We start from the raw sequence: 24,532 nt of genomic DNA, 5'->3' as shown, positions 1-24,532 counted from the left end.
ACGGCTAATTATCCTATTTGTCATACCGTTTGCGGGCTTGCCATCAAACCGATCCGGTCTATCTCACCGGGACACTTATCAGTTGCAGAGAGACTAAATGCCTATCAGTACACGAGACAATGCCGCACGCTTCACCACGCGGAGCGCGGCCGTGGCCGGCGTCGCCCTTTTCGGCGCTGCCGTGGCGCTGGTTGCGCCGGCGAGCGCGCACGCGCAGGGAACCACCACCCCCGCCACGAAACCGGTCATCATCAACGGGCAGGTACAGGATTATGGTCCGTTGGCCCAACTCATCGGCACCTGGGAGACCGTTGACCCGAATGGCCTTGACTTGGCGCCGGGGCAGGCGGGCACAAGCGTGGGCGCGGGCGGCAAAGCCGTGTCGCCTTTCTATGAAATCATCACCTTCAAGCCATCCATCCCCATCACGAACGACAGTGTGGAGAATGTGGTTGCGCTTTCTTACGACGAGGCCGTGTACAGACGGACGAACCATCACCAATTTCATGACCAGATCGGCTATTTGATTTACAACAAGCAGACCAATACGGTGGACAACGCGTTCTGCCTGCCGAGGACAGTTTGCGTTGTGGCGGAAGGCAAGGCCGGGAAGAATAAGATGACCCTGACGGCGACGGCGGCGGGGATCGCTCAAGCTCCGTTCATGCTGGCACACGACAAGACCCTCGGGTTTTCGATCACCTACGATTTGTCTCCCAACATTCTCCATTTCACGGAGAAGACCGATCTGTTTGTGTACGGCAAGCCGTTTTCCCATGTCGATTCCGACACGCTTCACAAAATCAATTAGCGCCTGATCGTTTCGATTGATCAAGTAATGGAAGAAGACTTCTTTTTGTGAACAAAAAAAAAGCAAAAAAACTTTGTTAATTTGGGCCATGGGCGTTGCCGGCGACAATGCCCATGGCCCAGCACAAAAAAAGTTTTTACACCGCTTTTTTCAAAAAACGGCTGCTTTCCTAACTATGATCCAAGCAGAGGTTTACCAAGGGAATCGGGGAGGAGGTCGTCGAGGTATAGATCGAGCGAGGCGATCACCCCGACGCCGCGGCCGCTGGCTCCGTTGAGCGGGACAATCGCCTCCACACCAACCTGATACGTAGCGCCCAGATAGATAACGCCCGGCTGGATCGTTCCGGTCGTCGGGTTGGTTCCAGGCGCGAAATTCGCAATCGGCTTGCTGAACGTGAACTCGGTGATCGGAATCAGATGTCTGAGGAAGCCATTGCCGATCGCGGTCACCTGCGAATTAAGATAGGGGAGGCTGTATTGGATCGTGAAGCCGCCATTCAAATCGGTGGAGTTCTGAATTCCTTGCGTTACCGATTCGCCCGGAAAGGTCTCGCTCAGCTCGAACGTCATGGCCAAGGGCCGCAGCTTTCCGAGGCTGTCCGGCAGATCTCCGAAGCCCTTGCCGATATCGATCACGGGTTCGTACGTGTTGAATGGCTGGGTCTGGCTGCCTGTTCCGGTGTTAGCCCAGTTCACGTTGAAGCCGAACGTGGCCATGAACTCGTATTCGGGCGCGCAAAAATTTCCCCATTGCACCTCAGTGCTCAAGGGGTCCCATCCGGATCCGCCGGGATGCAGCCAAGTCTCTCCGTCTGAAAACGTTATGCCGACGGTCCCGACGGTCGGAGAAAAAAGGGTCTTGGACCAGCTGAACGCGCCCACATCGAACTCCTGCTGATCGTTGGCGCTCGATGGCAGGTAGGTGAGGGTCGGAACCGACAACTCATCGCCGACGCCGGGATCGTTGATGCCGAGCGTCGCGGGAAAGATACGATCACCGCACACCGCGTGGGCATCGGCTTGGGAAATCATTAAAACAGGAAAAATCAATGCACTAGCAATGATGCATCCTTTAGATAACGCGTCCACCGTTTAATGCTCCCAGACTTTTTTTTAGATGCTTGCACAAAACCTTCCCATATGGGAAGGTTTTGTGCAAGTGTTACCATTTAAAACATCGCGTCACGCCACAAGTCGCGCCTTCTGACGGTGCGTTGAGGCCTTCATATGATTGTCTTAACGTCCGCTTAAATCTTGCCGATTGGGGGGCAAAGTGAAACGCATCCGCCGGGCAGCTGCCGTTTTGTTTTCCGGCTGCTCATGCGCACCGGAGTCCCGAATGATATCGCGACGTGATGTTATGCGCATCGGTTGGTGCGTCGACGGTCCATCTGACCAAAGGAGATCCTCATGAAATCCACGATTTACGCAGTTCTCGCGGCCATGCTGATGGCCTCTCCAGCCTTCGCCCATGCGTTCCTGGTGAAATCCGATCCGCCGGTCGGCAGCACGGTGAAGACCGCGCCGCACTCCCTGCTCCTCACCTTCACCGAGGGGCTGGAAGTGCCGTTCTGCTCGGTCACGGTGGTCGACGGCATGGGCATGCATGCCGAGAGCGGCAAGCCGCAGGCGGTCCCGGGGCACACCAATGAGATGCGCGTACCACTCACGGTGCCGATGCCCGGCAGGTTCACCGTAACCTGGCATGCGCTGTCGGTGGACACCCACCGGACCCAGGGCAGCTTCTCCTTCACCGTGGCGCAATAAGCGATGCCGGCGGCGGACCTCGACTGGATGCTGCTGCGCGCGCTTGCGCGCGGGCTGCATCTGGCGGGATCGTTCGGCCTGTTCGGCACGATGCTGCTGACGGTCCTCTTCGTGCCGCCGGAGGCGCCGCTGTTGCGCCCAGCGCTGCGACGCTTCGCCTTGGGCAGCCTGGGCGTCGCGCTGGCCGCCGGCCTCGCATGGTTCCTGCTGCAAAGCGCCGACATGGCCGGGGCGACGAACCTCGCGGATCTGTGGCAAGCCTTGCCGGTGGTCGCAGAGTCGACACGATTCGGAAATCTGCTGATCGGGCGCGCCGCTGTCTTGCTGACGGCAGCATTGTGCTTCCAGTTCGCCGGGGCGCGCGGCTTGGGGGCCTGGGTGGGAACCGCCCTCGCCGCACTCGCGGTGGCCGCTGAAGCATGGCTCGATCACGGCGGGGCCATGACCGGGACGGTCGGCTCGGTTTTGCTGGTCTCGGATATTGTCCATCTGCTGAGCGCTGCCGCCTGGCTCGGTTCGTTGCCGGCATTGTGGCTCGCGATCGATCGCCTGCCGCTCGATCTGGCGGCGCGGATCGCGTGGCGATTTTCGCCATATGGCGTCTTCTGTGTGCTGGGCCTGATCGGCAGTGCCGTGGTGCAGTTCATTGTGCTGATCGGCACGCCCGCGGCGTTGGTCACCACCCGTTACGGCGCCGTCGTGCTGGCGAAAATTTCTCTGTTCCTTCTGCTCCTCGGGCTGGCAGCGGCGAACCGCTACCGGCTGGCGCCGGCGCTCTTCGTGCAACCGACCGCGCGGGCGGCGATCAGGCGTAGCATCGGTGCGGAAATCGCGCTCGGCATGGCGGTTCTGCTGGCCGCCGGCCTGCTGTTGAACCTCACGCCCCCCACCATGGCGGTGATGCTGCAACAGGAACATGCACAATAACGACGCGTCTTGGATGTAGGAAAGAAGCCGCTTTTTAAAAAAAGCGGCGCAAAAATTTTTGTTATGCTGGGCCATGGGCTGTGTCAGCGACAGCGCCCATGGCCCAAATTAACAAAGTTTTTTTGCTACTTTTTGTTCACAAAAAGTAGCCTTACCCTGCGCTTCCCTCGGAGACGCGCTGGCGATTGTCCTTGATCGCAGCCGCGGCGCCAGTGATCTCCCGGCATATCGCAATTTGACTGTCGATATGAGCGCCATATATTGAGACCTGTCGCCGCGGTGCGCTGCAGGCGGCAACAGCAGCCATATCGGGCGTTCGCCGGCCGAACGATCGAATCTGAATAAAAACAAAATTATTTTTGACTTTGCAACGATTAAGTGCGGCGTCACAAAAGCAGGAGAACAAAATGGGAATCGGTGCAAGTGACCTACGGAATCTCATGCATCTGCGCGACATCGGGGCGCTGCCTGAGCACGGCTCAATCATCGAAATCGGCGCGCAGCAATTGGCGGACAGCTTCCTGGCCGACGCGGAAGATCTTGAAAAGATTAGAACATCCTTCCGCCTGGATCGACCGTTTCAGATCGCCGCGACACCTGCCTCACAAATGCCGTCCGGCCGCCTCGTTCCCCTACGCGCAGATGCGCCTCGCGCAGCTGAGTTTTGGCACTGGCTCGGCTATCGATATGCATCAATCGACATCGATAGCAGCCCGGCCAGCATTCCCCTGGATCTCAATTACGACCGCGTGCCGCGCCGTCATGTGGGAAAATATTCAATCGTCACGAATTACGGCACGACAGAACATATAGCCAACCAGCTAAACGCCTTTCGGGTAATCCATGATCTCACCGCCCCCGGCGGCATCATGATTCACGTCGTTCCTGCGCAAGGCATGTTCAATCATGGGTTGATAAACTACAATCTGAAGTTCTTCTGGATGCTTGCCAGAAGCAACGGATACGGATGGCTCGACATGGATTTTCGCCCCGATCCCATCCCATCCCCAGTGTCACCGGATTTGGTTAATGAGATCGCGCGATATCATCCCGATATCATCGAGCGTAGCGCCAGTTATCAAGCTCCTGACGGAGCAATCCTTGTGGCAATGCGAAAAGACTTCAATATCCCATTCGTAGCACCCCTCGACGTACCGTCTGACGTGCGTACTGACATCCGCGCTCTGCGGAAACGCTATTGGACCGTGTTCAATCCGGAGGCGTTTGCGCACGCACAAATTCGGGACAGAACGCGGAAGAGAATTGTCGGTGCGGTGCGTCGGGTCATCGCCAGGCGTGTCCGCGTGCTCTGATCAGGAGGCGGTCGACACGGCGGCAAGATGTCTCGCTTCTTCGTCCGCGCTCTAGCGACCTCGAGAGGTCAAACTCCTATGGCGCCAGTATTCAATACCCATCCAGGCGATTCCGATCATCGGGATGGCGTTCAAGCCTACGATAATAATGGTTTGATGAATGGTCATTTCGTCCCGCAGTTTTTATTTGTTCTGCTTCGTTAGCGCGGTTTTGCGCCAAAAACCAGCCCTGCCCTGAGCGCGGGTCTGACGAGTCGCCAAGCCGGGGAAATCCCTTTTGAAGATCCGGCTGCCGGTGCTGATACAGCACAGCCGTTCCCGGGCTTTTTTGTTTTTTAATGCGCCCCATCTCTGGCGCATGTGCAACGACTACGAACAAAACGTCGCCTGGGCGGCTTACCGCGCCGCGATGAAGGCCGCGGATCTCGCCATCTCAGACCGGCAGAGCGAGAGGGATCTGCCGCGGGCCGCTGACGTCCGGATCGGCGATATCGCACCGGTCGCGCGCCAAGCCGATGACCTTGTAGAGTTGCAACCGATGCAGTTCGGGATGCGCTCGAGCAACTTGCGCCGCAGCGCGATTTTCAATTTCCGCTCCGAGGGACGGCACTTTACCAACAGCAGGCGTTGTTTGATCCCGGCCTCCGCGTTCTTCGAGTTCTCGGGCAACCGCTATCCGAAGACCAGGCACCGGTTCAGCCTCAGCACGTCCTCGGTCATGGCGATCGCCGGCATCTGGCGGGAGGGCCAGGGCAACGAATCAGCGGCCTTCGCAATGCTGACGATCGCACCGGGCCTGGACGTCGCGCCGATCCATAACCGGCAGGTCGTGGTCCTCCGGCCGGACGACTGGCGCGCTTGGCTTGAGCTCTCGGCGCCCGAGGAAGAACTGCTCCGGCCGCTCCCGGCTGGGTCGTTGGCCGTGGAGTTGGTGCGCCAGGGAGCGCCCGAGGAACCTGGGCCGATCTGACTCGCTCAGAGGGCGAACAGCTTTTCGCTGGAGCGGGCGAAGGGATTCGAACCCTCGACCCCAACCTTGGCAAGGTTGTGCTCTACCCCTGAGCTACGCCCGCAAAGCGTGCGCGCGCATACCAGCATCGGCGCGCCGGCGCAATTGCGCCGCGCACAAAAAGGGTGCCCGCACGAGCGGGCACCCGCTTCATGTCAGGCGGCTTCGTAACCCACGACGCCCTTGATCTCCAAAAACTCCTCCAATCCCCACTGCCCCCATTCGCGGCCATTGCCCGATTGCTTGTATCCGCCGAACGGCGCGTTCATATCGCCGCCCGGATAGTTGATATACACATTGCCGGACCGCATTTTCCGGGCAATATTCTGCGCCCGCTTACGATCGGCGGACTGCACATAGGAGGCCAGGCCATATACGGTGTTATTGGCTTCCGCGACCACCTCGGCTTCGGATTTATACGTCAGGATCGCAATCACCGGCCCAAAGATTTCTTCCCGGGCGATGCGCATGCCCGGCGTCACATTCGCAAACACCGTCGGCCGCACATAATACCCGCGATTCAACCCTTCCGGCCGTCCGGTTCCCCCGGTCACCAGCGTCGCACCTTCGTCGATCCCGGCCTGAATCAGGCCCTGGATCTTGTTGTACTGCACCTCGGACACAACCGGCCCCATCTCCACGCCCTCAGCCGTCGGTGCGCCGACCTTGATGGATTCCGCGGCCCTTTTGGCAATCGCAATCGCCTTTTCATTCGCGGATTCCGGCACGAACATGCGCGTCGGCGCGTTGCAGGACTGTCCGCTATTGCGGAAGCAATCCGTCACGCCTTTCGCCACCGCCTGATCGAAATCGACATCATCGAGCAGGATATTGGCCGACTTGCCGCCCAGTTCCTGATGCACGCGCTTGATCGTATCCGCCGCCGCCTTGGCGATCAGCACACCGGCGCGGGCCGAACCGGTAAACGAGATCATATCGATTCCAGGATGGTTGGAGAGCGCCGTGCCAACACCTGGGCCATCGCCGTTCACCAGGTTGAACACACCCGGCGGCACGCCCGCCTCATGCATCACCTCGGCAAAAATGATCGCATCCATCGGCGCGATTTCAGACGGCTTCAGCACCATGGTGCACCCCGCCGCAATCGCCGGGCACACCTTGCAGGTGATCTGGTTGATCGGCCAGTTCCATGGCGTGATCATCCCCACCACGCCAATCGGCTCCTTGGCGATCAAGGTGGTGCCTTGCATAAATTCAAAGTCGAATTTTTCCAGCACGGTGATCATCTGGGTGATATGGCCAACGCCAATCGCCGCCTGCGCCTGTTGCGCCAGCGCGGTCGGCGCGCCCATCTCCCGCGTAATCGCGGCGGCAACATCGTTGTACCGCGCCTTATACGCCACGAGAATCCGCTTCAGCAGGTCAATCCGCTCCTGCTTGCTGGTCTGGCTGAACGTCTCGAACGCCTGGCGCGCCGCGGCCGCCGCTTTATCCACGTCCGTGGCCGTGCCGAGCGAAATCTTCGCATAGGCTTCTTCCGTCGAAGGATCGATCACGTCAAACGGGTGCGGCACCACCGGATCGACCCATTCGCCATTAATATAAAATTGCATTTCATGCGACATGCCGAAACTCCTGAAAAATCGTCGTCTTTTTAGAACTTGGGCAACGCACGCAAGCCGGCGGGTTTATCGCCGGCTTGCGCTTGACTTAGAAATTGGAAGCCGCGTCCGGATAATCCGCGCCCAGCGTCGTGGCCTCCCATTCGGAAAACTCCTTCGCCTTGCGCTCAAGGTCTTCGCGCGCCAAGGTCAAAGCCGGCGCGCCCAGCAGCAGATGCCGGGGCGTGTTCGGCGCATTCACCGCATCGATGATCGCCTGCGCCGCACGCACCGGGTCGCCCTGCTGCTTGCCATCCCGCGCAAAAGTCTGCTGGCGGCGAACCCCCGCCGTCGGCGCGTAATCCTCGATCTCGGTCTTCGACTGGCCGATCGAGCGTCCCGCGAAATCGGTCCGGAACGGCCCCGGCTCCACCAGCAGCACTTTGATGCCAAGCGGCGCCAGCTCCACCGCCAACGAACCGGAAAGCCCCTCCACCGCGAATTTCGTCGCATGGTAATAGCCCGTGGCGGCAAAGCTCACCAAGCCGCCGATCGAAGACAAATTCACGATCGCGCCCTGCTTGCGCGCCCGCATGCCCGGCAACACCGCCTTCGTCATCGCGACCAATCCGAACACATTGGTGTCGAACATCGCGCGCACCGGCGCATCCTCGCCTTCCTCGATCGCCGCGAGATAACCGTAACCGGCATTGTTCACCAGCACGTCGATCTGCCCGAACCGGGCCTGCGCCGCCTGCACCGCCGCCGCTATGGTCTCTTCCTTCGTGACATCGAGCGCCAAGGCCAGCGCCTGGTCCCTCCCCGCCCCGGCCACCAGCCCGGCGAGCTTGCTCGCATCGCGCGCCGTCGCCACCACCCGATACCCATGGTCCAGCAGCAGCCGCGCCAGCTCATACCCGAAACCGGTCGAGCATCCCGTGATAAACCAAACGGGCTTATTCGTATTTGTCATATGACTGGATCCTTTCCTTGCCCCATATGGTCACGCCACCGTGTTTGACACGGGCTGCCGCGGGACATTTAAGGCAAGCGAAGGGAAGGCCTACTTTTTGTGAACAAAAAGCAGCAAAAAAACTTTGTTATGCTGGGCCTGGGCTTTGTCAGCAACAACGCCCCAGGCCCAGCACAACAAAAATTTTTGCGCCGCTTTTTTTAAAAAGCGGCCGCTTTCTTCTCTGGGCGCTTAGGCTGCGCCTCTTCCGCTACACCGCCGAGCAAGGCACGAAAACCCGCTTGGGGGGCGATGAGTTCGTTATCATTCTTGAGGATTTTCTGTCCGTCCCTGAACTTTCCGGCATCCTTAAGCGTGTCGTGGAGTCTGTCGCCGAACAAGGCCGAAAAAGCGTCTATGGAAGGGCGGTCACGGCAAGCCTGGGCGCCACCATCTACCCGCTGGATTTGGCTGGGCCGGAGATTTTGCTCCAGAACGCTGACGAGGCGATGTACACCGCGAAGCGCGCCGGCGGTAATCAGTTTCATCTTCGAGCCGTCAAGCCAGCCGCGCCACCATCTGTCAGTCATTTCGCCGAGCTCTACAAAACGGTTGGCGCGAGCGCGGACTGATTCCGATCAGTAATACCGCCAACGACCATTCCTATAGGCCCGGTGGTTATAATACCCGCCACGATAACGGTAAGCGTAGCGTCTGCCATGGTAATTATAGTAAGCATGCACGCTTGAACTGTGCGGCGACGAGATCAGTGCCTGAGCAACGGGCGCGAACGCCGGAGCCGCAGCGGCCCCCTGAATCCCGGAAATATACAAAAATCCAGCGAGCGCAATCGACGAAAATAGGCTAACCCGCGTCAGCGTTTTCATGGTCATCCTCCCTGTCCGACGAAATCTGGTGCTGATGGTGTCAACCTTCAATGTTCCGGGCGAGGGCAGCCGTCATTTCATACCGGCCCTTGCCGATCATCTATGTCTTGATCGGGAATATACGTCCTTCCAGCCAGACGATCGACACCCCAACGCAGACGCCCCACCCGACCTCGGAGACGCGTGAGAGGAATGCCAGCTCGGGCGATCCACTCCATGGCACCAGGAGAATGATCGTGGTCGTGCTGGCGGCGAGCTGGCTGCAATCTGCGATGTTGAGGATCCAGCAGAGAACGACGGAGACCATGACCGCGGCGGCGTAGACGAGGAGATGGTCGCCAAGCCCCAGGAGCAGGACGAGGCCGGTCACGCCACCGATGGCAGCGCCGACGAACTGCTTGCGTGCCGTGCTCGCCGTATCGCGGAACCGCGCCTGGGCTACGGCGATCGCGGTTATGGCGCTCCAGAAGCCCTGATGAAGTCCGATCAGATGGGTCGGGAGATAGGCGGCAAAGGCCACTGTTACGGAGATGAGCGCCTGCCGGCCACCCAAAGACAGCCGATGGGTCAAGGCTGCCGGGCTGAACTCAGGCCGCACCGTAGCGCCGCCCTTGAAGGAACGACCCGACGCAGATGGCTGCGTCGGGAGGAAATATCGGCGTTTTACTGATGCCGATCAGTAATACCGCCAATGACCATTGTGATAGGAGCGGTGGTTATAATACCTGCCATGGTCGTGATGAGAATAGTGGTGACCATGGTAGTTATAATATGCATCCACGCCTGAACCGTGTGGCGACGATACCAGCGCCTGCGCCGGAGGTACGACCACTGGGCCAGCAAAAGCGCCTTGCGCCCCGGAAACGTACAAAAAGCCAGCCAGCGCTACCGCCGACAATAGACTCACTCTCTTCAGCATGTTGTGTCCATCCCAAATTGTAACCTCGGGCAACTTAGTGTTGAAAATATCAACCTTCAATGTTCCAGGCCGGAACGGTCGTCATTTTTGATCTTTTCATAGCCTCACCCCGCCATTCTCGGCCATGAACGCCACGCATCCTCTCAACCGATCCGCCTTTGCTTCGCAAACCATAGGGCCGGAGCCGCCAAGGGCGCTCACAGTATGAGCCCGCTCAACTTGTGTGCGGACTGAATGCTACCTTTAGCTGACGGGGCAGCAGAGGGAGGTGGCGGCGGCAGCCCGTGTTCCTGAATTGTGGCAGACTCAGTCGCCGCCGCTCCGTTGGGCGGAAGGCCTGGGGATTGGTTGTTCGCGGGCGAAATCGCGGCTCTCTGCAGGGCCACGCAGTAATTTTCTTGGGACGTCAAATAAGGGTTCGTCGGACTCGGGCCGCCAACGGCCCAGCTTGGCCCCTGGGCGAACGCTTCCCTCGGTGCCCCCAGCAGATATTCGCCGCATCCTTCACTCGAAAGGCGCCTGACCACTTTGCCTTGTTGTTTCTGCCGAACCACCACCGCGGCAGTTAAACCGGAATGCAGACTTTGCAACCGGGCAATTTCAGCTTCATTGGAGCCCGGCAAGTCTCGGTTATAGTACCCGCTTTCAAAAGCCTGGCTTTGCAGATCCGACGCTCCCGTAAGATCCAGCATGGTCGGGTAGAGCGTATTGAATGGGTTCTGCTGGCAATGAGAGACTGCCTGAAGGAAGCCCCCGCCGGAGGCTTCGACGGACCTGACGCAAGAGACATCGCTCATGAGAGGGGGCTTCGTCGCTCGCGGGTTTGCACAGCCTGCGCAGGCCACAGTTACCATGGGTATCAGGATGGCGCGCCTGATTTCTGTCGGCACCAATCCTGACCTGAGCGGCCGAAGACGCCCAATAGCCGTAATGGCGGACAACATGACCGCTCTGATCATTGAAGCCTCCCCGATACGCCAGGAGGCTAACCAAGCCCTCGTTTGCTGTCTAGAAAAAACGGTCCCAGAATAATTGAGCGGGACCACAGAGACCGCGCCGGACCGCTAGCCCGCACCCCTCGGCACGTCGAAGCGCAAGGTCAGGCGGTTCACATCGGCCCCACGCTCATAATCCATGTGCTGCGCAAACTTCCGCATCAGATGAATACCTTGCCCGCCGATCGCCACTTCCTCCAGGCGCGACGGTTTCGCCGGTGCGGCTTCCATTCGCGGATCGAAAGGAATACCATGATCTTCGATCGTCACGATCACCGTGCCGCTCCGGCGCTCCACCCCAAGCCGCACTTGCACATTGCCGCCGGCCGGCGCGATCTGGCCATGCCGCACAATGTTCGATACCGCTTCCTCGAAACACAGCTGCATGGCAAACACCGTCGCTGGCGGCAGCGACAGGCGGCCTGCGAGGGCTTCGATCCAGTTCCCGACGCGCACCAACTCCCCAAGTTCGGCCTGGATGAGCATCTCCTCAGCGCCGCTTGCCTGGTCGGGAGTCGCCAACACCGCCCCGCGTCAGCCCTGCACGGCGTGAAGCGCCGCGGCGAAATCGTGCACGATCGGCATCAACGTATCCGTCCCGGTATCCGTCAGCACTTTTTCGACGTCGGTATTTGGATTGAGCAACGCCGCCTTTCCGCCCTTTGAACGGATGCTTCGCGCGCCCACGATCAACGTGCGAACCCCCATGGAGGCAAGGAATGTCACCTTCTCCAAATCCACAATCACCTTGCGGTGTGCGCCCGAGATAACGGAGAAATGCAAATCGATCTTTTCCGCCCCCGCAATGTCCAGGCGCCCGGTCAACCTGACCACAGCGACGCCACCCTCGAACGTTTCGACCGCCATTTCCATTGCTTGATTCCAGATGTAAAACGCACCAAGATAACGAAACAAATATTTTTCATAAAAATCCACCAGACTGTGCGACAGTCTCATGAACTTTTGGTGGAAAATAGGGATGATCGGTACTAACCTGTTGTATTTTCGAAACATCCGTAAAAACAGCCCTCGGCCCGTTGCACGCGTGAGGGGCATTGAGAGCTAGTCGCACGACATGAGCCAGTCCCTGGCGGCCTCATCCCATATCGGCCGCATGCCCGACGGTGAGGGTCCGGCCGCGATCTTCGCCATCCTCGACCGTGCGCCGCTCGGCGCCGTGATTGTCAATGACAGCCTTGCGATCATTTATGGCAATCGCCCCTTCGCCGCCATGACCGCCATGACCGCCGCATGGCCCTCCTTCGACAGCTTCCTCACCGCCCCCGCCGAACGCCGCCACGTCCATGAGGCTTTGGCGACCAGCCGGCGTATCGCTGCCCACGAAACCAGCCTCACCGCCCAGGACGGCCACCTCGCCTGGGTGCTCATGAGCACGGAGCCCATTCAGCTCGCCGGCGCCCCCGCCACGCTGGTTTGGCTCGACGACATCACCGCCCGCCGGCAGGCCAGCGAAGCCCTCCGCGCCAGCGAGGAACGTCTCGAACTCGCCGTCGCCGGCACGCGGTCCGCGATCTGGGAAGTCGATTTCAGCCGCGGCACCACCTGGTGGTCGCAGGAATTCTTTCGCATGCTGGGCTACCCCGACGACCAGCCCCCCGCGCCCGATGACAATGTCTGGGAACGCCACATGCATCCCGAGGACGCGGCCCGCGTCATGCGCGGCATACGCCAGTATTTGCAGCTGCGCCGCACCCATCGCGCCGAGTCTCCTGCCCCTGACGCCGCTTCCGACAACGTCTACGAAGCCACCTACCGGCTGTGCCGCCTGGACGGCAGTGTCATCTGGGTCGTCGCCAAAGGCCGGCGCAGCACCGATGTCCCCGGCCGACGCGGCCGCTTCAACGGCATCCTGTTCGATGTCACCGCGCAAAAACGCGCCGAACAGGCCTTGCGACAGGCCCAGCAAGATCTCATTCAGGCGGAGAAGATGGCCGCCCTCGGCTCCCTGGTCGCCGGCGTCGCGCATGAGATCAACACGCCCCTGGGCAACACCCTCACCGCCTCGTCCCACCTCGCCGACAAGGTCGCCGAGTTTGCCGAACGGCTCGAACAGAACAATCTCCGGCGTAGCGACCTGGTCGGTTTCGTAGCACTCCTCACCGAAACCACCCGTCTCATGGTGGCCAACTGCGAACGCGCCGCCGAGCTCGTCCAAAGCTTCAAGCAGGTTGCCGTCGACCAGACCAGCGGCGAACGCAGGCAGTTCGACCTGAAACACTATATCGATGAAATTTTGCTGAGCCTGCGGCCGCGCCTGCGCAAGACCGCCCACCGAATCACCGTCTCCTGCCCTGAAAACCTGGAAATCGACGGCTATCCCGGCGCCCTGTCCCAGTTGCTCACCAACTTCCTTCTGAACTCGGTCCTGCACGCCTATTCCGAGGGCAACGCCGGCCACATCACCATCGACGTCCAGCGCACCGAGGCCAGGATGATCGAGCTGGTCTACGCCGACGATGGCAAGGGCATACCGCCTTCCCTGCTGCCGCGCATCTACGACCCCTTCTTCACCACAAGGCGCGGCAGCGGCGGCAGCGGCCTCGGCCTGCACATCGTGTACAACCTCGTGACAACCACGTTGCGTGGACAGATCAGCGTGCGCAGCGAACCGGGCCAGGGCACCGCTTTTATCGTCCGCTTCCCCATCGATACGCCGCGCGACACGACAAGGATGGACTCGACCGATGACTGACAATGACGAACTGATGTTCGCAGACAACGACATCGAGCACGACGACGATCATGGTGACCGTGTCTGGAAGGTTCTGATCGTCGATGACGACGAGCAGATCCACGCCGTAACCAAGATGGTGCTGTCGGATTTTCGCTTCCGCGACCGCCGCCTGCACTTCATCTCTGCCTTTTCCGGCCGCGAAGGCTATCAGGCGCTCGGTGAAAACCCCGACATCGCCGTGGTCTTTCTCGATGTCGTCATGGAGACGGAAACCGCCGGCCTCGACCTCGCCCGCGACATCCGAGGCGGCCTCGGCAACGACTACGTGCGCATCATCCTGCGCACCGGTCAGCCCGGCCAGGCGCCTGAGCGCAAGGTGATCGTCGATTACGACATCAATGACTACAAGGAAAAATCCGAACTGACCTCGCAGAAACTGTTCAGCGCCATGATCACCGCGTTGCGCTCCTACAAGGATATCATGACCATCGAGACCAGCCGCCGCGGTCTGGAGAAGATCATCAACGCCTCCGCCTCCTTGTTCCAGATCCGCTCGATGGAACTCTTCCTCTCCGGTGTCCTCCTGCAACTCGGCTCGTTGCTGGAGGTCGGCATCAACGCCGTCATGGTCAGCGCGCGGCTCGATGACGCCGCCGCCACGGCGCCTGACCCCGAGCTGCTCAATGTCGTGGCCGCGTCCGGCCGGTTCAGCGCCATTGTCAACCGCCCCGTCAGCATGGCCGAATCATCGGTCCTGCAGGCCATCCTTGACGTCATCAAATCCCAGCAAAGCATGTTCGAGACCAAGCATAGCGTGGTCTATTTCCACTCCAGAATGAACCGCACGACCGTCCTCTACATCGAAACGATGCGCCAGCTGGAGCAGGTGGACCACAAGCTCATCCAGTTGTTCTGCGGCAACGCCAGCATCGGCCTTGATATGCTGGGTTAAGGAGGTGCAGATGGACGTCACCACCGAGGCTGCCACGGGCCAACAGGCGCCCCTCACCGTCGGCGAGTTGCCGTTATGGCATATAACCTTCGACCGCCACACCTGCACCGGCGAGATCGAACAGCGCTTCATCGCCGACCGCGACCTGCCCGCCTGCATCATTCGCGCCGATGGGCAGTTGCTGGGGGTGCTGTCGCGCCGGCATCTGATGGCCGAGCTCAGCAAGCCAATGGGCCGCGAGGTCTTCATCAAGCGCCCGGTTGAGATCATGACGGCCGCCATCGATACCAATCCGCTCGTCCTGCCCGCCACCACCACCGTCGCCGCCGCCATGGAAGCCGCCTTGTCCCGCCCAGACGACCGCAGCTTCGAACCCGTCATCATCGACGCCGGCGACACCGCCGGCATTCTGGCGATGGATGTCTTGATGCGCGTGCAGTCCAGCCAGCTGGAACACGCCCTGATCGCCAAAGACGAATTACTCGACGAAGTCCAGCGCGCAGCCGACGACCTGCGCGCCGCCCTCGAGAAACTCGGGCAAGCCCGCGACCGGCTCGTCCAGTCCGAGAAAATGGCCGCCCTCGGCCAGCTCGTCGCGGGCGTCGCGCACGAAATCAACACCCCGATCGGCGTCGCCCTCACCGCCACCACCCACCTCAACGAACGCACCGGCGAATTCCGGCAAAGCTTTCTCGAAAACAGAATGAAGCGCTCCGATCTGCAGGCCTATATCGATCTCGCCACGGAGAGCAGCGAACTGCTGCGCTACAACATCCAGCGTGCCAGCCAGCTGATCCAAAGCTTCAAGCAGGTTGCGGTCGACCAGACCAGTGAGCAGCACAGGCGCTTCGAACTGAAGGCCTATCTCGAGCAGCTCGCCGCCAGCCTCGCCCCAGAGGTGCGCAAGGCCGGGCATGCCCTCGTGATCAGTTGCGAGCCGGATATCCATGTCTTGAGCTATCCCGGCCCGCTCGCCCAGGTGCTCTCCAACCTGGTGTCCAACGCCATGGTTCACGCCTATGAGCAGGGGGCTGCCGGGACCATCACCGTGAGCTGTGCTGCGAACGGCAGCGACCTCGTGCTGAGTGTCATCGATAACGGCCGCGGCATCTTCCCAGAGAATCTGGGCCGCATCTACGACCCGTTCTTTACGACCCGCCGCGGCGCCGGCGGTACCGGCCTCGGCCTGAACATCGTCTTCAACATCGTGACCGACACCCTCAAAGGCCGCATCGACTGTCAGTCCGAACTCGGCACCGGCACGGTCTTCACGCTCACCATGCCGCTGCAACTGCCGCAATGAGCGCCCCTGCCCCGCCCGAGCTCGACTTTCTGATCGGTGACTCCCCAACCGAAGCCGAACCGCTCGACAACAATGCAGAGCCCTGGCGCGTCTTGATCGTCGATGACGATGAAAGCGTGCACTCGATCAGCCGCGTCGTGCTCGCCGACATCCGCTTCCAGGGGCGCGGCGTTCAGCTGCTCAGCGCGTATTCCGCTCGGCAGGCCGCCACCGTCCTGCGCCAAACACCCGACGTCGCCGTCGTTCTGCTCGACGTCGTGATGGAGGACGACGCCGCCGGGCTCCGTCTCGTGCGTGTCATCCGCGATGACATGCGCAACAACCGGCTACGCATCATCCTGCGCACCGGCCAGCCTGGCCAGGCGCCCGAGCGGGAGGTCATCGTCAATTACGACATCAACGACTACAAATCCAAGACCGAGCTCACCGCGCAGAAACTGTTTACAGCCACCATCGCGGCCCTGCGCTCCTACGCTGATATCGTCGCCCTCGAACGCAGCCGCCGCGGGCTGGAACGCATCATTCAGGGCACCCCCGACCTGTTCCGCCGCCACACCCTGACCAGCTTCGCTGACGCCTTGTTGCGCCAGGTGCAGGACGTAGGCGGCCAGCCCGGCGAAGGCGTCGTCGTCATCGCCGCCGACACCCAAGATGACGCTGACCCGCCTTTGCTCGTCGTCGCCGCCAGCGGCAGTTTCGCGGGCGCCCAAGGCCTGCCGTACCACGAGACGCTGCCCGCCTTGGTCACCGCCCGGATCGCCGCCGCCCTTGATCGCAGCACCTCCGACGGCGCCCTCCCGTCGGCCTGCGAACCCCTCGGCCACGAACTGGTGCGTGCCGTCCGCACCCCGGACAATCGCGTGGCCGTGGTTTATTTCCGTGCCGCAGAGCGCTTCGACACCGACCAGCTCAGTCTCGTCGACATCCATTGCGCGCTGGTCGGTGCTGGCCTCGACAACTTTCACTTGCACGCCCGCCTGTTGCGTCATCAGGCCCAACTGGAATCAGAGGTCGCCGCCCGCACCCGCGAATTGGCCGAAACCAACGCCGATCTGCTGCGCCAGAAAAGCCAGATCGATGAGGAACTGCGCGTCGCCCGCACCCTCCAGCAATCAATCCTGCCGACCGCCTTCCCAACGCACCACGCCTACGAAGGCGCCGCCTTCATGCGCGCCGCGCGCATGATCGGCGGCGATTTCTATGATGTCTTCCCCATCGATGAGCACCGGCTCGGTGTCGTCGTCGCCGATGTCAGCGGCAAAGGCGTTCCCGCCGCCTTGTTCATGGTGCTGGCGCGCACGATCCTGCAGGACCTGGCACTCCACGACCGCGACCCGGGCGCCTGCCTGGCCGAGGCGAACCGCCAACTCCTGACGCGCAACCCGCTCTCGCTCTTCGTCACCATCATCTATGGCATCCTCGACGCCCGCACGGGACAGTTCACCTTTTGCAGCGGCGGCCACATCATGCCGGCCATCCTGCGTGGCACCGGCGCCGTCGAGCTCGTCAAGGGCCGCCCCTCTCCCCTGATCGGATTGCTCCCCGAAGCACAATACCTCGATGTCACCATCGCCCTCACCCCAGGCGATTCGGTGCTGCTGATCAGCGACGGCGTCACCGAGTGCTTCAACCCGGCCGACGAAGCGTTCGGTGAGGCGCGGCTTGTCGCCCTGCTGCAGGCCGCCGGCCCGCTCGCCCCCCAGCCCTTGCTGGACGTGCTGGTCAGCGAGCTCGACGTATTCTGCCACCGCCTCCCGGCATCCGACGACGTCACGGCGCTCGTTGTCCGGTTCAACGGCGCCGCTTAGTAAAGCAGCCGCTTTTTGAAAAAAGCGGCGCAAAAACTTTTGTTATGCTGGACCATGGGCTGTGTCAGCGACAAAGCCCATGGCCCAAATTAATAAAGTTTTTTTGCTACTTTTTGTTCACAAAAAGTAGCCTTACCTTACTCAGTGCGTCATCTGCGGTAGCGCGAAAATGGCGAGGACATCACCCAGCGGGTAGGTCATTTGGAAATTTCCGCCTGCCGCCACGGCAATATATTCCCGTCCATTGACCTGGTACGCCACCGGCGGCGCGTTCACCCCGGCACCGAGGAAAAAATGCCAGAGTTTTTGGCCGGTCTTGGCGTTGAACGCGTCGAACCAGCCATCGCCTTCGCCCATAAAGGCAAGGTTGCCCGCGGTCACCAGCGCGCCGCCCATGGCCGGCTGCGGCACCGTCTGATTCCACGCGATCTTGCCGGTATTGACGTCGATCGCCGTGAACGTGCCGTTCTGAATGCCGTGCTCGACATTCTTGAAGGTACTGCCGAGCCGGATCTGGCCCGGAATATTGCCGGCGGCGTTCTCGGTCGTGAAGGTCATCAACTGGTTCATGCCAAGCACGTACACATCACGGGTGAGCGGCGAGTAGGCCGGCGGCGCCCATTCCGAGCCGCCATTGGCACCGGGCAGGCTCTGCACGCCTTCCTTGGTCGGCTGCGCAAACATGTTCCGCTGCATGTCGAAGGGCTCGGACCGGCGGATCAATTTCCCTGTCGCGCGGTTGACGATATAGAAAAACGCGGTCTTGCCCGCCTCACCTGCGGCCGGCACCATCTTGCCGTTCTCCATCGCGTTGAACAGAACGACGTTACTGACCGCGTCATAATCCCAGACATCGTGCTTCACCTCCTGGTAGTACCAGGCGAGCGAGCCGTCCTTGAGATGCAGCGCGACAATCGAATCCGTATAGAGATTATCCCCGGCGCGCTTGGAACCGTCGAGATCGGGATTTGGGTTGCCGGTCGAGAAAATCACCAGGCCAAGCTTGGGGTCGATCGTCGGGGTCGTCCAGACCGTGCCGCCGCCTGTCTTCCAGGAGTCACCCTGCCAGCTCTTCTCGCTGTCGGTGGTGTTCCAGCGCCAGGTCTGCGTGCCGCTCTTCGCGTCGTAAGAGGCGATGAAGCCACGCAACGGCCACTCGCCGCCGGCGCTACCGATGATCACCTGGCCACCATAAACCTGGGGCACCATCGTCTCCGAATAACCGGCCTGCGCATCCGCGACATTCGTCTTCCAGACCATCTGGCCAGTCTGGGCATCAAGGTCGATCAGGTTGTTGTCGAGCGACAGAAAATATACCTGGCCACCCGAGACCGTGACACCGCGATTCACCGGACCGCAGCAGATCTGCGTCAGCCCGTCCGAATAGGTGTAGGTCCAAATCGTCGTGCCGGTCGCAGCGTCCATTGCGATAACCGCCTGCTTGCTGTTGACCATCGGCGTGGTGATGAACATCGTGCCGTTCACCACGATCGGTGTGGTCTCGAAGCTCGCGGTATACCCGGTCTGCGCGATCGCAACCGCTGCCAGCCGGCCGACATTCCCCGCGTTGATGCCGGTCAGCGGCGAAAAGCGCTGGTTGGAATAGCCCTGGCCGGTCGCCAGCCAGTTGGTGCCGGTCTTCGCGCTGTCCGCAGTCATCGCGTCGGTGACGTCGATCGTCCCCGCAACCGCCGGGGCGGCATGGCGGGCCAGGGCGCCGCCGGTTTCGACACCGGGATTTTCCGGCGGATCCGCCGCCTGCGCCACGCCCAGGCTCAACGCCAGCGCGGTACCGGACAGAAATGTCAACGTGCGGGCGGATATCGTCTTCGGTTTTGATTTTTGCATTGTTTCCTCGATTATTTTTATTCTGTTGGAACAAGGCGTGAGATCTTCTTGGTGCGGCTATTTTGGTCCAGGATAGGGAAGCAGGCTCAAACAGTTCAGCCCCGCAGGGCTGATCGGGTCTTGGCCCGCCGGGTAGTGATTGAAGGACAGTATATAGGCAAAAATGTCGTTATACTGCGGCGCGGTCAGGCTGCCCGGCGCGTCGGCCGGCATCTGCGAGGTAATGAACGCCTGCAGCTGTGGCGGCGTGATTTTGGTGAAGTTCAGGTAGGACGCGAATTTCGGGCCCGTGAGTGCCGGGCCGGCATTTCCCGACAAGTCGGCATTATGACAAGAGGCGCAATGGGCGTCGAAATCCGCTTGGCCCGCGTTGGCCTCGGCCGGCATATAAATCCCGCTTGACGGGCAAGCGGCGCGGGCCGGCGGTAGGGAGGCGCCAAAGCAGGCGCACACCGCGCTGGCGACGCAGAAATAACGGCGTAGCTTCATGAGCGAGCCCTGCTTTCTTAACGTTTCCATCGCCTTATCGCCTTGAACGCCCGCGAATTGTTATAACGTTACGTATCTGCGCCGAAAAGACAATCCCTTACGGAATTTCACTTGATGAAGCCGGCTCTGCAACTAAAATGCCTGCGTTCAAGATGGCGTGAATGAAGACAAAACGCCGCACTGGATGAGGCCGCGCCGCGACATGAACGCGCATCCGGCAGAAAATGGACCCGACCGATAAATTGTCCATGCCAATTTTATGAACGGCGAGAGTGCCCGGCGCCGCCTCCTTTTTATTCCATAAAGGAGTGACCAACATGGCAAAAGTTGTGTGCGTCCTCTACGACGATCCGATTTCCGGATATCCTGCAACCTATGCTCGCGATGGCTTGCCGAAGATTGACCGCTATCCCGGCGGCCAAACCGTTCCGACGCCACAGGAACTGGACTTCCAGCCCGGCGTGCTGCTGGGCAGCATTTCCGGCGAGCTCGGTCTACGTAAATTCCTCGAGACGCATGACCACAGACTGGTGGTGACGTCAGACAAAGACGGGCCCCACTCCGTGTTCGAGCGTGAACTGACGGATGCCGACATCGTCATCTCCCAGCCTTTCTGGCCCGCCTATCTCACGGCCGAGCGCATCGCCAAAGCGCCGAAGCTGAAACTTGCCATCACGGCCGGTATCGGATCCGACCATGTCGACCTCCAGGCGGCAAGCGATCGCGGTATCACGGTTGCGGAAGTGACCTATTCAAATTCGATCAGCGTCTCTGAACATGCCGTGATGATGATCCTGGCACTCGTCCGCAACTACATCCCGTCTTACCAATGGATCGTGAAAGGCGGCTGGAACATCGCCGATTGCGTGGCTCGTTCCTACGATGTGGAGGGGATGCATGTCGGAACCGTGGCGGCAGGCCGGATCGGGCTTGCCATCCTGCGCCGGCTAAAACCGTTCGACGTGCATCTTCATTATTTCGACCGCCAGCGCCTCCCCGAGGCGCTTGAGAAGGAGCTCAACGTTGTTTGGCATCCCACCCTTGAGGACATGGTCAAGGTCTGTGACGTGGTAACGATCAATGCGCCACTGCATCCGCAGACCGAAAACCTGTTTAACCAGGCCTTGATCGCAAAGATGAAGCGCGGCGCCTATATCGTGAATACGGCGCGCGCGAAGATATGTAACCGCGACGCGATCGTGCAGGCTCTGGAAAGTGGCCAACTCGCGGGCTACGCGGGCGATGTCTGGTTTCCTCAACCGCCTCCCAATGATCACCCATGGCGCACCATGCCCCATCACGGCATGACGCCTCACATATCGGGAACGTCGCTCTCGGCCCAGGCGCGCTACGCCGCCGGAACGCGGGAAATCCTCGAATGTTGGTTCGAGGGCCGGCCGATCCGAGATGAGTACCTGATCGTGGATAAAGGCAGGCTTGCGGGAGCCGGCGCGCATTCCTACAGCGCCGGAAACGTCACAGGCGGCTCAGAAGAAGCCTCAAAATTCAAGAAGACCACCTGAAACGTCAGATTTTATGCAGTAGAACGAGTAACCCGCGCTTTCCCACCGGCGTTTCGACAAAAAATATCGCCATCGCAGCGAATCTGAGCCAGTATGAGGCGCTTTGGCTTCACGCCTCTGAGACGCGCGGCAGCATCCACAGCCCCCTAGGGGATTCTCGTCCATGTCACATTCCGCTTTGTCGCGGTTTGCCGTGATCTTGGTAACGGCATGGGGGCTGACAATGGTTGTGCCCTCGTTTTATCGGCTCATCTGGCCGCTTGGATCGTTGGGACTTGCCGTGGACAATAACGGCGTTGTCGTCGACACCGCCGGCCCATTCGAAAATGGCCTGGGTCGCTCGCCAGCTGCCACCATGGGGCTTGCTATCGGGGACAGGCTCGATCTGCGCCAGATGACCTGCCGGAAACCGCGAAGCCCTGCCTGCGCGGCGGTGATCACCATACTCGGTGGATCGGGAGGCCTGCAGGACACATTCGTAGGGCGAGAGGTTGATCTCGTTCTACGCCCGACGGCAGGCAAACCGGGCAGAATCGTGCATTTGCGCGCGAAGCCGGCGCCGCTTGACCTGCCCGGGCGGCTGGTCCTGCTCGCCGATACCGTCGTCGGAATCCTCACGGTGCTTGCGGCGGCCTGGCTGGTTTGGGTTCAGCCCGGATGGATGACCTGGGGTTTCTTTTTCTATTTCTCCTGGTTCAATCCAGGACAGACCTACACCTATTACGCCATTCTCCAATCCTTGCCGCTCCTTCTATTGGTCAACCAATGCCTGGTCGCACTGGCCACCGGTGCCGCCTTCGCGGGCTTGCTGATCTTCGCCATGCGATTTCCGGACTCCAAGCCTGATCCAAGCTGGTATCGATGGGAGCGGGTGACGCCCTGGGTCGGCGCCTTCATCGGCGCGCTGACGCTGCTCGCCAGCGCAAACCTGTTTGGCGTCCCGACCGAGCGGATCGCGACCGCCGCTTACGTCTGCGGTTTTGTGATCGACGCTGCCGTCCTGGCTGTGCTGCTGATCCGCCGGCGCACGCTGCACCCACGCAACGAACAACGCATGCGCTGGGTCATCGCCGGCTGCGCCATCGGCCTGCCCAGCTACATTTTCGCCGAGATCTGGGAGGAGACCGGATTGTTGGAGAATGCCTGGGGTCTCGCGCCCTCGCAGACGGTGCTTGGGCTACTATATCTCATTCAGGGCGTGCTGGCCTATTTCGTGTGGATGGCCGTGCGCCGGCAGCGGGTGATCAGTGTGGCCATTCCGCTCCGGCATGGCACAGTCACAGCCGCGTTGGCGCTTGCCCTCGCGGTGCCCGTGATGTTCCTGCACGAGCGCATCGCGGCGGCGATGCACCCAACACTGCATCTGCCTCATTGGCTCTGGCCACTGGTGTTGGCTCCCGTTACACTGCTCGCGTTGCAGCGCGTGCATGAGGCCGCCGTGGAACTGGTCGATCATGCATTCAACCGTGCCTATCATCGTTCTCGTCACGGGCTTGAGCGAGCGGGGCGGACGGTCCTTGAGACCGAGGGCACAACCGCCATAGATCGAAGCTTGGCCGAGGAACCGGTGCACTGGCTGCAGCTCACTTCGGCGGCCGTATTTCGTTATGTCGACGGCGCGCTGCACCGGACCGAACCGACGATCGGCTGGGCCCACGCCACCTTGCAGCAGTTGCGTCCGGACCTTGATGGCCCCGTGATGGAATGCCTCACCCGCCGCAAGCCGGTGCGGTTGCTTCCCCAGCAATGGCGGGGCGATTTCTTGCCCGACGAGGACCAGGCGCCATGCCTTGCCGTGCCTATCTTTGGCTGGGCAGGACAGGCCACGGCCATCGCGCTGTTTGGTCCACACGTGTCCGGCAGCGACATCACGCACGATGAATATGAGATGTTGCAGGCACTTGCGGTGCATGCGGGCCGTGGATACGACCGCGCCGAGATGGAAACGCTGCGCCGCGAACTGCGCGACTTGCGAACCCGGCTTCACGACGGTCTCAAGGTGCCTCCCCCGCTCACCGAACGATGACCCGATATCTCGCCCTTATATCGCAAGGAGTCGCCTGATGATCTTATTCTCCTATCCAACCCTGTTCGGCCTCGCAGACAACAATCCCTACGGCTTGAAAATCTTTGCCTTTCTTAAACTCTGCGGCCTGCCCTTCGAACATCGTCATATACTCGATGCCAGCAGCGCCCCTCGCGCGCAACTTCCCTATCTCACCGATAACGACCAGACCATCGGCGATAGCGACGCGATCGTCGCTTATGTGACCAAGCGATATGACGTTCCGCTGGACGGCGCCTTATCACCGCCACAACGCGACATGGGTCATCTCATCGGCCGAATGCTGGATGATCTCTACTGGGTCATGTCCTATTCGCGTTGGAAAGATCAGCAATTCTGGCCGCAATTTCGTGACGCCATGCTGCAGCAGCACCCCGAACTCACGGCCGGCGCGCTGGACTCCGCGCGGGACTACAACTTCAAGCGCTACCACTACCAGGGCATCGGTCGATACGACGCCGAGGCTGCCTATGCGCGGGGCATCGCCGATCTCAGCGCGTTAGGCAATCTGCTCGGCGATAGAAGCTACCTGTTCGGCGCCGCGCCGGGCAGCGTCGACGCCGCAATTTATGGGTTCATCGCCAACATCTACCATTTTGACATCGACACCCCGCTGAAAGCGTATCTGCGCACGCGACCCAACCTTGTCGCACACTGTGCCGCTATGCATGCGCTGGTGACCTGACACGCGCCCGCCCCACCGGC

Annotated in this window: 23 protein-coding genes and 1 tRNA gene; 13 read left to right on the top strand and 11 right to left on the bottom strand. The window is 60.8% G+C overall.

All coding sequences use genetic code 11. The features are described 5' to 3' along the window. Nucleotides 1–97 precede the first annotated feature (97 nt). On the top strand, nt 98–811 hold the full coding sequence (locus VGG47_RS15100) for a heme-binding beta-barrel domain-containing protein (RefSeq protein ID WP_331540032.1): 714 nt from the start codon (nt 98–100) through the stop codon (nt 809–811). Nucleotides 812–984: 173 nt separating this feature from the next. Here the strand turns inward: VGG47_RS15100 and VGG47_RS15095 are convergent, their stop codons facing one another. After that, on the bottom strand, nt 985–1,902 hold the full coding sequence (locus VGG47_RS15095) for a hypothetical protein (RefSeq protein ID WP_331540030.1): 918 nt from the start codon (nt 1,900–1,902) through the stop codon (nt 985–987). Nucleotides 1,903–2,223: 321 nt separating this feature from the next. Between VGG47_RS15095 and VGG47_RS15090 the strand changes: the two genes are divergently transcribed. The 3 genes from VGG47_RS15090 (at nt 2,224) to VGG47_RS15080 (ending at nt 4,820) form a co-directional block, all read left to right on the top strand. Then, entirely contained in the window at nt 2,224–2,580 is a 357-nt protein-coding gene (locus VGG47_RS15090; protein ID WP_331540028.1) for a copper resistance CopC family protein, read from the top strand. Between the two features lie 3 nt (nt 2,581–2,583). Then, nucleotides 2,584–3,507, top strand: coding sequence for a CopD family protein (locus tag VGG47_RS15085; protein WP_331540026.1), 924 nt, complete (start codon nt 2,584–2,586; stop codon nt 3,505–3,507). A 440-nt stretch (nt 3,508–3,947) separates the two neighbouring features. Next, on the top strand, nt 3,948–4,820 hold the full coding sequence (locus tag VGG47_RS15080; protein ID WP_331540024.1) for a hypothetical protein: 873 nt from the start codon (nt 3,948–3,950) through the stop codon (nt 4,818–4,820). 91 nt (nt 4,821–4,911) lie between these two features. Here VGG47_RS15080 and VGG47_RS15075 read toward each other — a convergent pair whose 3' ends face one another. Beyond that, nucleotides 4,912–5,199, bottom strand: coding sequence for a hypothetical protein (locus VGG47_RS15075; RefSeq protein ID WP_331540022.1), 288 nt, complete (start codon nt 5,197–5,199; stop codon nt 4,912–4,914). Here VGG47_RS15075 and VGG47_RS15070 point away from each other — a divergent pair. Beyond that, entirely contained in the window at nt 5,179–5,790 is a 612-nt protein-coding gene (locus tag VGG47_RS15070) for an SOS response-associated peptidase family protein (protein WP_331540020.1), read from the top strand. The genes VGG47_RS15075 and VGG47_RS15070 overlap by 21 nt on opposite strands. Nucleotides 5,791–5,818: 28 nt before the next feature. On the opposite strand, the gene VGG47_RS15065 is transcribed toward VGG47_RS15070, so the two are convergent. The 3 genes from VGG47_RS15065 to VGG47_RS15055 all read right to left on the bottom strand — a co-directional run bounded on the left by VGG47_RS15065 (nt 5,819) and on the right by VGG47_RS15055 (nt 8,364). Continuing rightward, a tRNA-Gly gene (locus VGG47_RS15065) sits at nt 5,819–5,893 on the bottom strand. Nucleotides 5,894–5,984: 91 nt separating this feature from the next. After that, nucleotides 5,985–7,415, bottom strand: a complete 1,431-nt coding sequence (locus tag VGG47_RS15060; RefSeq protein WP_331540019.1) for an aldehyde dehydrogenase family protein — start codon at nt 7,413–7,415, stop codon at nt 5,985–5,987. A gap of 85 nt (nt 7,416–7,500) precedes the next feature. Then, nucleotides 7,501–8,364, bottom strand: a complete 864-nt coding sequence (locus VGG47_RS15055) for an oxidoreductase (RefSeq protein ID WP_331540017.1) — start codon at nt 8,362–8,364, stop codon at nt 7,501–7,503. Nucleotides 8,365–8,390: 26 nt separating this feature from the next. Here VGG47_RS15055 and VGG47_RS15050 point away from each other — a divergent pair, with 26 nt between their 5' ends. Next, the gene (locus VGG47_RS15050; RefSeq protein WP_331540100.1) at nt 8,391–8,975 is read left to right on the top strand and encodes a GGDEF domain-containing protein; all 585 of its coding nucleotides are present in this window, start codon (nt 8,391–8,393) and stop codon (nt 8,973–8,975) included. A gap of 355 nt (nt 8,976–9,330) precedes the next feature. On the opposite strand, the gene VGG47_RS15045 is transcribed toward VGG47_RS15050, so the two are convergent. From VGG47_RS15045 to VGG47_RS15030, 4 genes are all read right to left on the bottom strand, one after another. Beyond that, nucleotides 9,331–9,828, bottom strand: coding sequence for an FUSC family protein (locus VGG47_RS15045; RefSeq protein ID WP_331540015.1), 498 nt, complete (start codon nt 9,826–9,828; stop codon nt 9,331–9,333). A 518-nt stretch (nt 9,829–10,346) separates the two neighbouring features. Next, nucleotides 10,347–10,946, bottom strand: a complete 600-nt coding sequence (locus VGG47_RS15040) for a hypothetical protein (RefSeq protein WP_331540013.1) — start codon at nt 10,944–10,946, stop codon at nt 10,347–10,349. Nucleotides 10,947–11,213: 267 nt separating this feature from the next. Beyond that, on the bottom strand, nt 11,214–11,666 hold the full coding sequence (locus tag VGG47_RS15035; RefSeq protein WP_331540011.1) for an ATP-binding protein: 453 nt from the start codon (nt 11,664–11,666) through the stop codon (nt 11,214–11,216). A 12-nt stretch (nt 11,667–11,678) separates the two neighbouring features. Beyond that, entirely contained in the window at nt 11,679–12,101 is a 423-nt protein-coding gene (locus tag VGG47_RS15030; protein WP_331540009.1) for an STAS domain-containing protein, read from the bottom strand. 118 nt (nt 12,102–12,219) lie between these two features. On the opposite strand from VGG47_RS15030, the gene VGG47_RS15025 reads away from it, so the two are divergent. From VGG47_RS15025 to VGG47_RS15010, 4 genes are read left to right on the top strand one after another with little or no spacing between them, the layout of a single operon-like run. Next, on the top strand, nt 12,220–13,857 hold the full coding sequence (locus tag VGG47_RS15025; protein WP_331540007.1) for a PAS domain-containing sensor histidine kinase: 1,638 nt from the start codon (nt 12,220–12,222) through the stop codon (nt 13,855–13,857). Next, nucleotides 13,850–14,791 carry a DUF3369 domain-containing protein gene (locus VGG47_RS15020; RefSeq protein WP_331540005.1) on the top strand — a complete coding sequence of 314 codons (942 nt, stop codon included), beginning with the start codon at nt 13,850–13,852 and terminating at the stop codon, nt 14,789–14,791. The genes VGG47_RS15025 and VGG47_RS15020 overlap by 8 nt, the downstream gene beginning before the upstream one ends. Then, a complete protein-coding gene (locus tag VGG47_RS15015) occupies nt 14,775–16,094 on the top strand; it encodes a sensor histidine kinase (RefSeq protein WP_331540003.1) in 1,320 nt (439 codons plus the stop codon). The genes VGG47_RS15020 and VGG47_RS15015 overlap by 17 nt, the downstream gene beginning before the upstream one ends. Further along, nucleotides 16,091–17,902, top strand: a complete 1,812-nt coding sequence (locus tag VGG47_RS15010) for a SpoIIE family protein phosphatase (RefSeq protein WP_408842214.1) — start codon at nt 16,091–16,093, stop codon at nt 17,900–17,902. Before VGG47_RS15015 ends, VGG47_RS15010 begins: the two co-directional genes overlap by 4 nt. Nucleotides 17,903–18,043: 141 nt before the next feature. On the opposite strand, the gene VGG47_RS15005 is transcribed toward VGG47_RS15010, so the two are convergent. Together VGG47_RS15005 and VGG47_RS15000 are read right to left on the bottom strand one after the other, a co-directional pair. Then, complete coding sequence (locus VGG47_RS15005) at nt 18,044–19,750, bottom strand: pyrroloquinoline quinone-dependent dehydrogenase (protein WP_331540001.1); 1,707 nt, start codon at nt 19,748–19,750, stop codon at nt 18,044–18,046. 57 nt (nt 19,751–19,807) lie between these two features. Beyond that, nucleotides 19,808–20,269 carry a cytochrome c gene (locus VGG47_RS15000; RefSeq protein ID WP_331539999.1) on the bottom strand — a complete coding sequence of 154 codons (462 nt, stop codon included), beginning with the start codon at nt 20,267–20,269 and terminating at the stop codon, nt 19,808–19,810. 287 nt (nt 20,270–20,556) lie between these two features. On the opposite strand from VGG47_RS15000, the gene VGG47_RS14995 reads away from it, so the two are divergent. The 3 genes from VGG47_RS14995 (at nt 20,557) to VGG47_RS14985 (ending at nt 24,512) form a co-directional block, all read left to right on the top strand. Then, the gene (locus VGG47_RS14995) at nt 20,557–21,762 is read left to right on the top strand and encodes an NAD-dependent formate dehydrogenase (RefSeq protein WP_331539997.1); all 1,206 of its coding nucleotides are present in this window, start codon (nt 20,557–20,559) and stop codon (nt 21,760–21,762) included. A 355-nt stretch (nt 21,763–22,117) separates the two neighbouring features. Beyond that, the gene (locus tag VGG47_RS14990; RefSeq protein WP_331539995.1) at nt 22,118–23,788 is read left to right on the top strand and encodes a hypothetical protein; all 1,671 of its coding nucleotides are present in this window, start codon (nt 22,118–22,120) and stop codon (nt 23,786–23,788) included. Nucleotides 23,789–23,825: 37 nt separating this feature from the next. Further along, nucleotides 23,826–24,512 carry a glutathione S-transferase C-terminal domain-containing protein gene (locus tag VGG47_RS14985; RefSeq protein ID WP_331539993.1) on the top strand — a complete coding sequence of 229 codons (687 nt, stop codon included), beginning with the start codon at nt 23,826–23,828 and terminating at the stop codon, nt 24,510–24,512. The last annotated feature ends 20 nt before the right edge of the window (nt 24,513–24,532 follow it).

The sequence above is a fragment of the Acidocella sp. genome (assembly GCF_036489515.1).
Classification (GTDB): Bacteria; Pseudomonadota; Alphaproteobacteria; order Acetobacterales; family Acetobacteraceae; genus Acidocella.
This window is presented reverse-complemented; position numbering and strand designations above follow the sequence as displayed.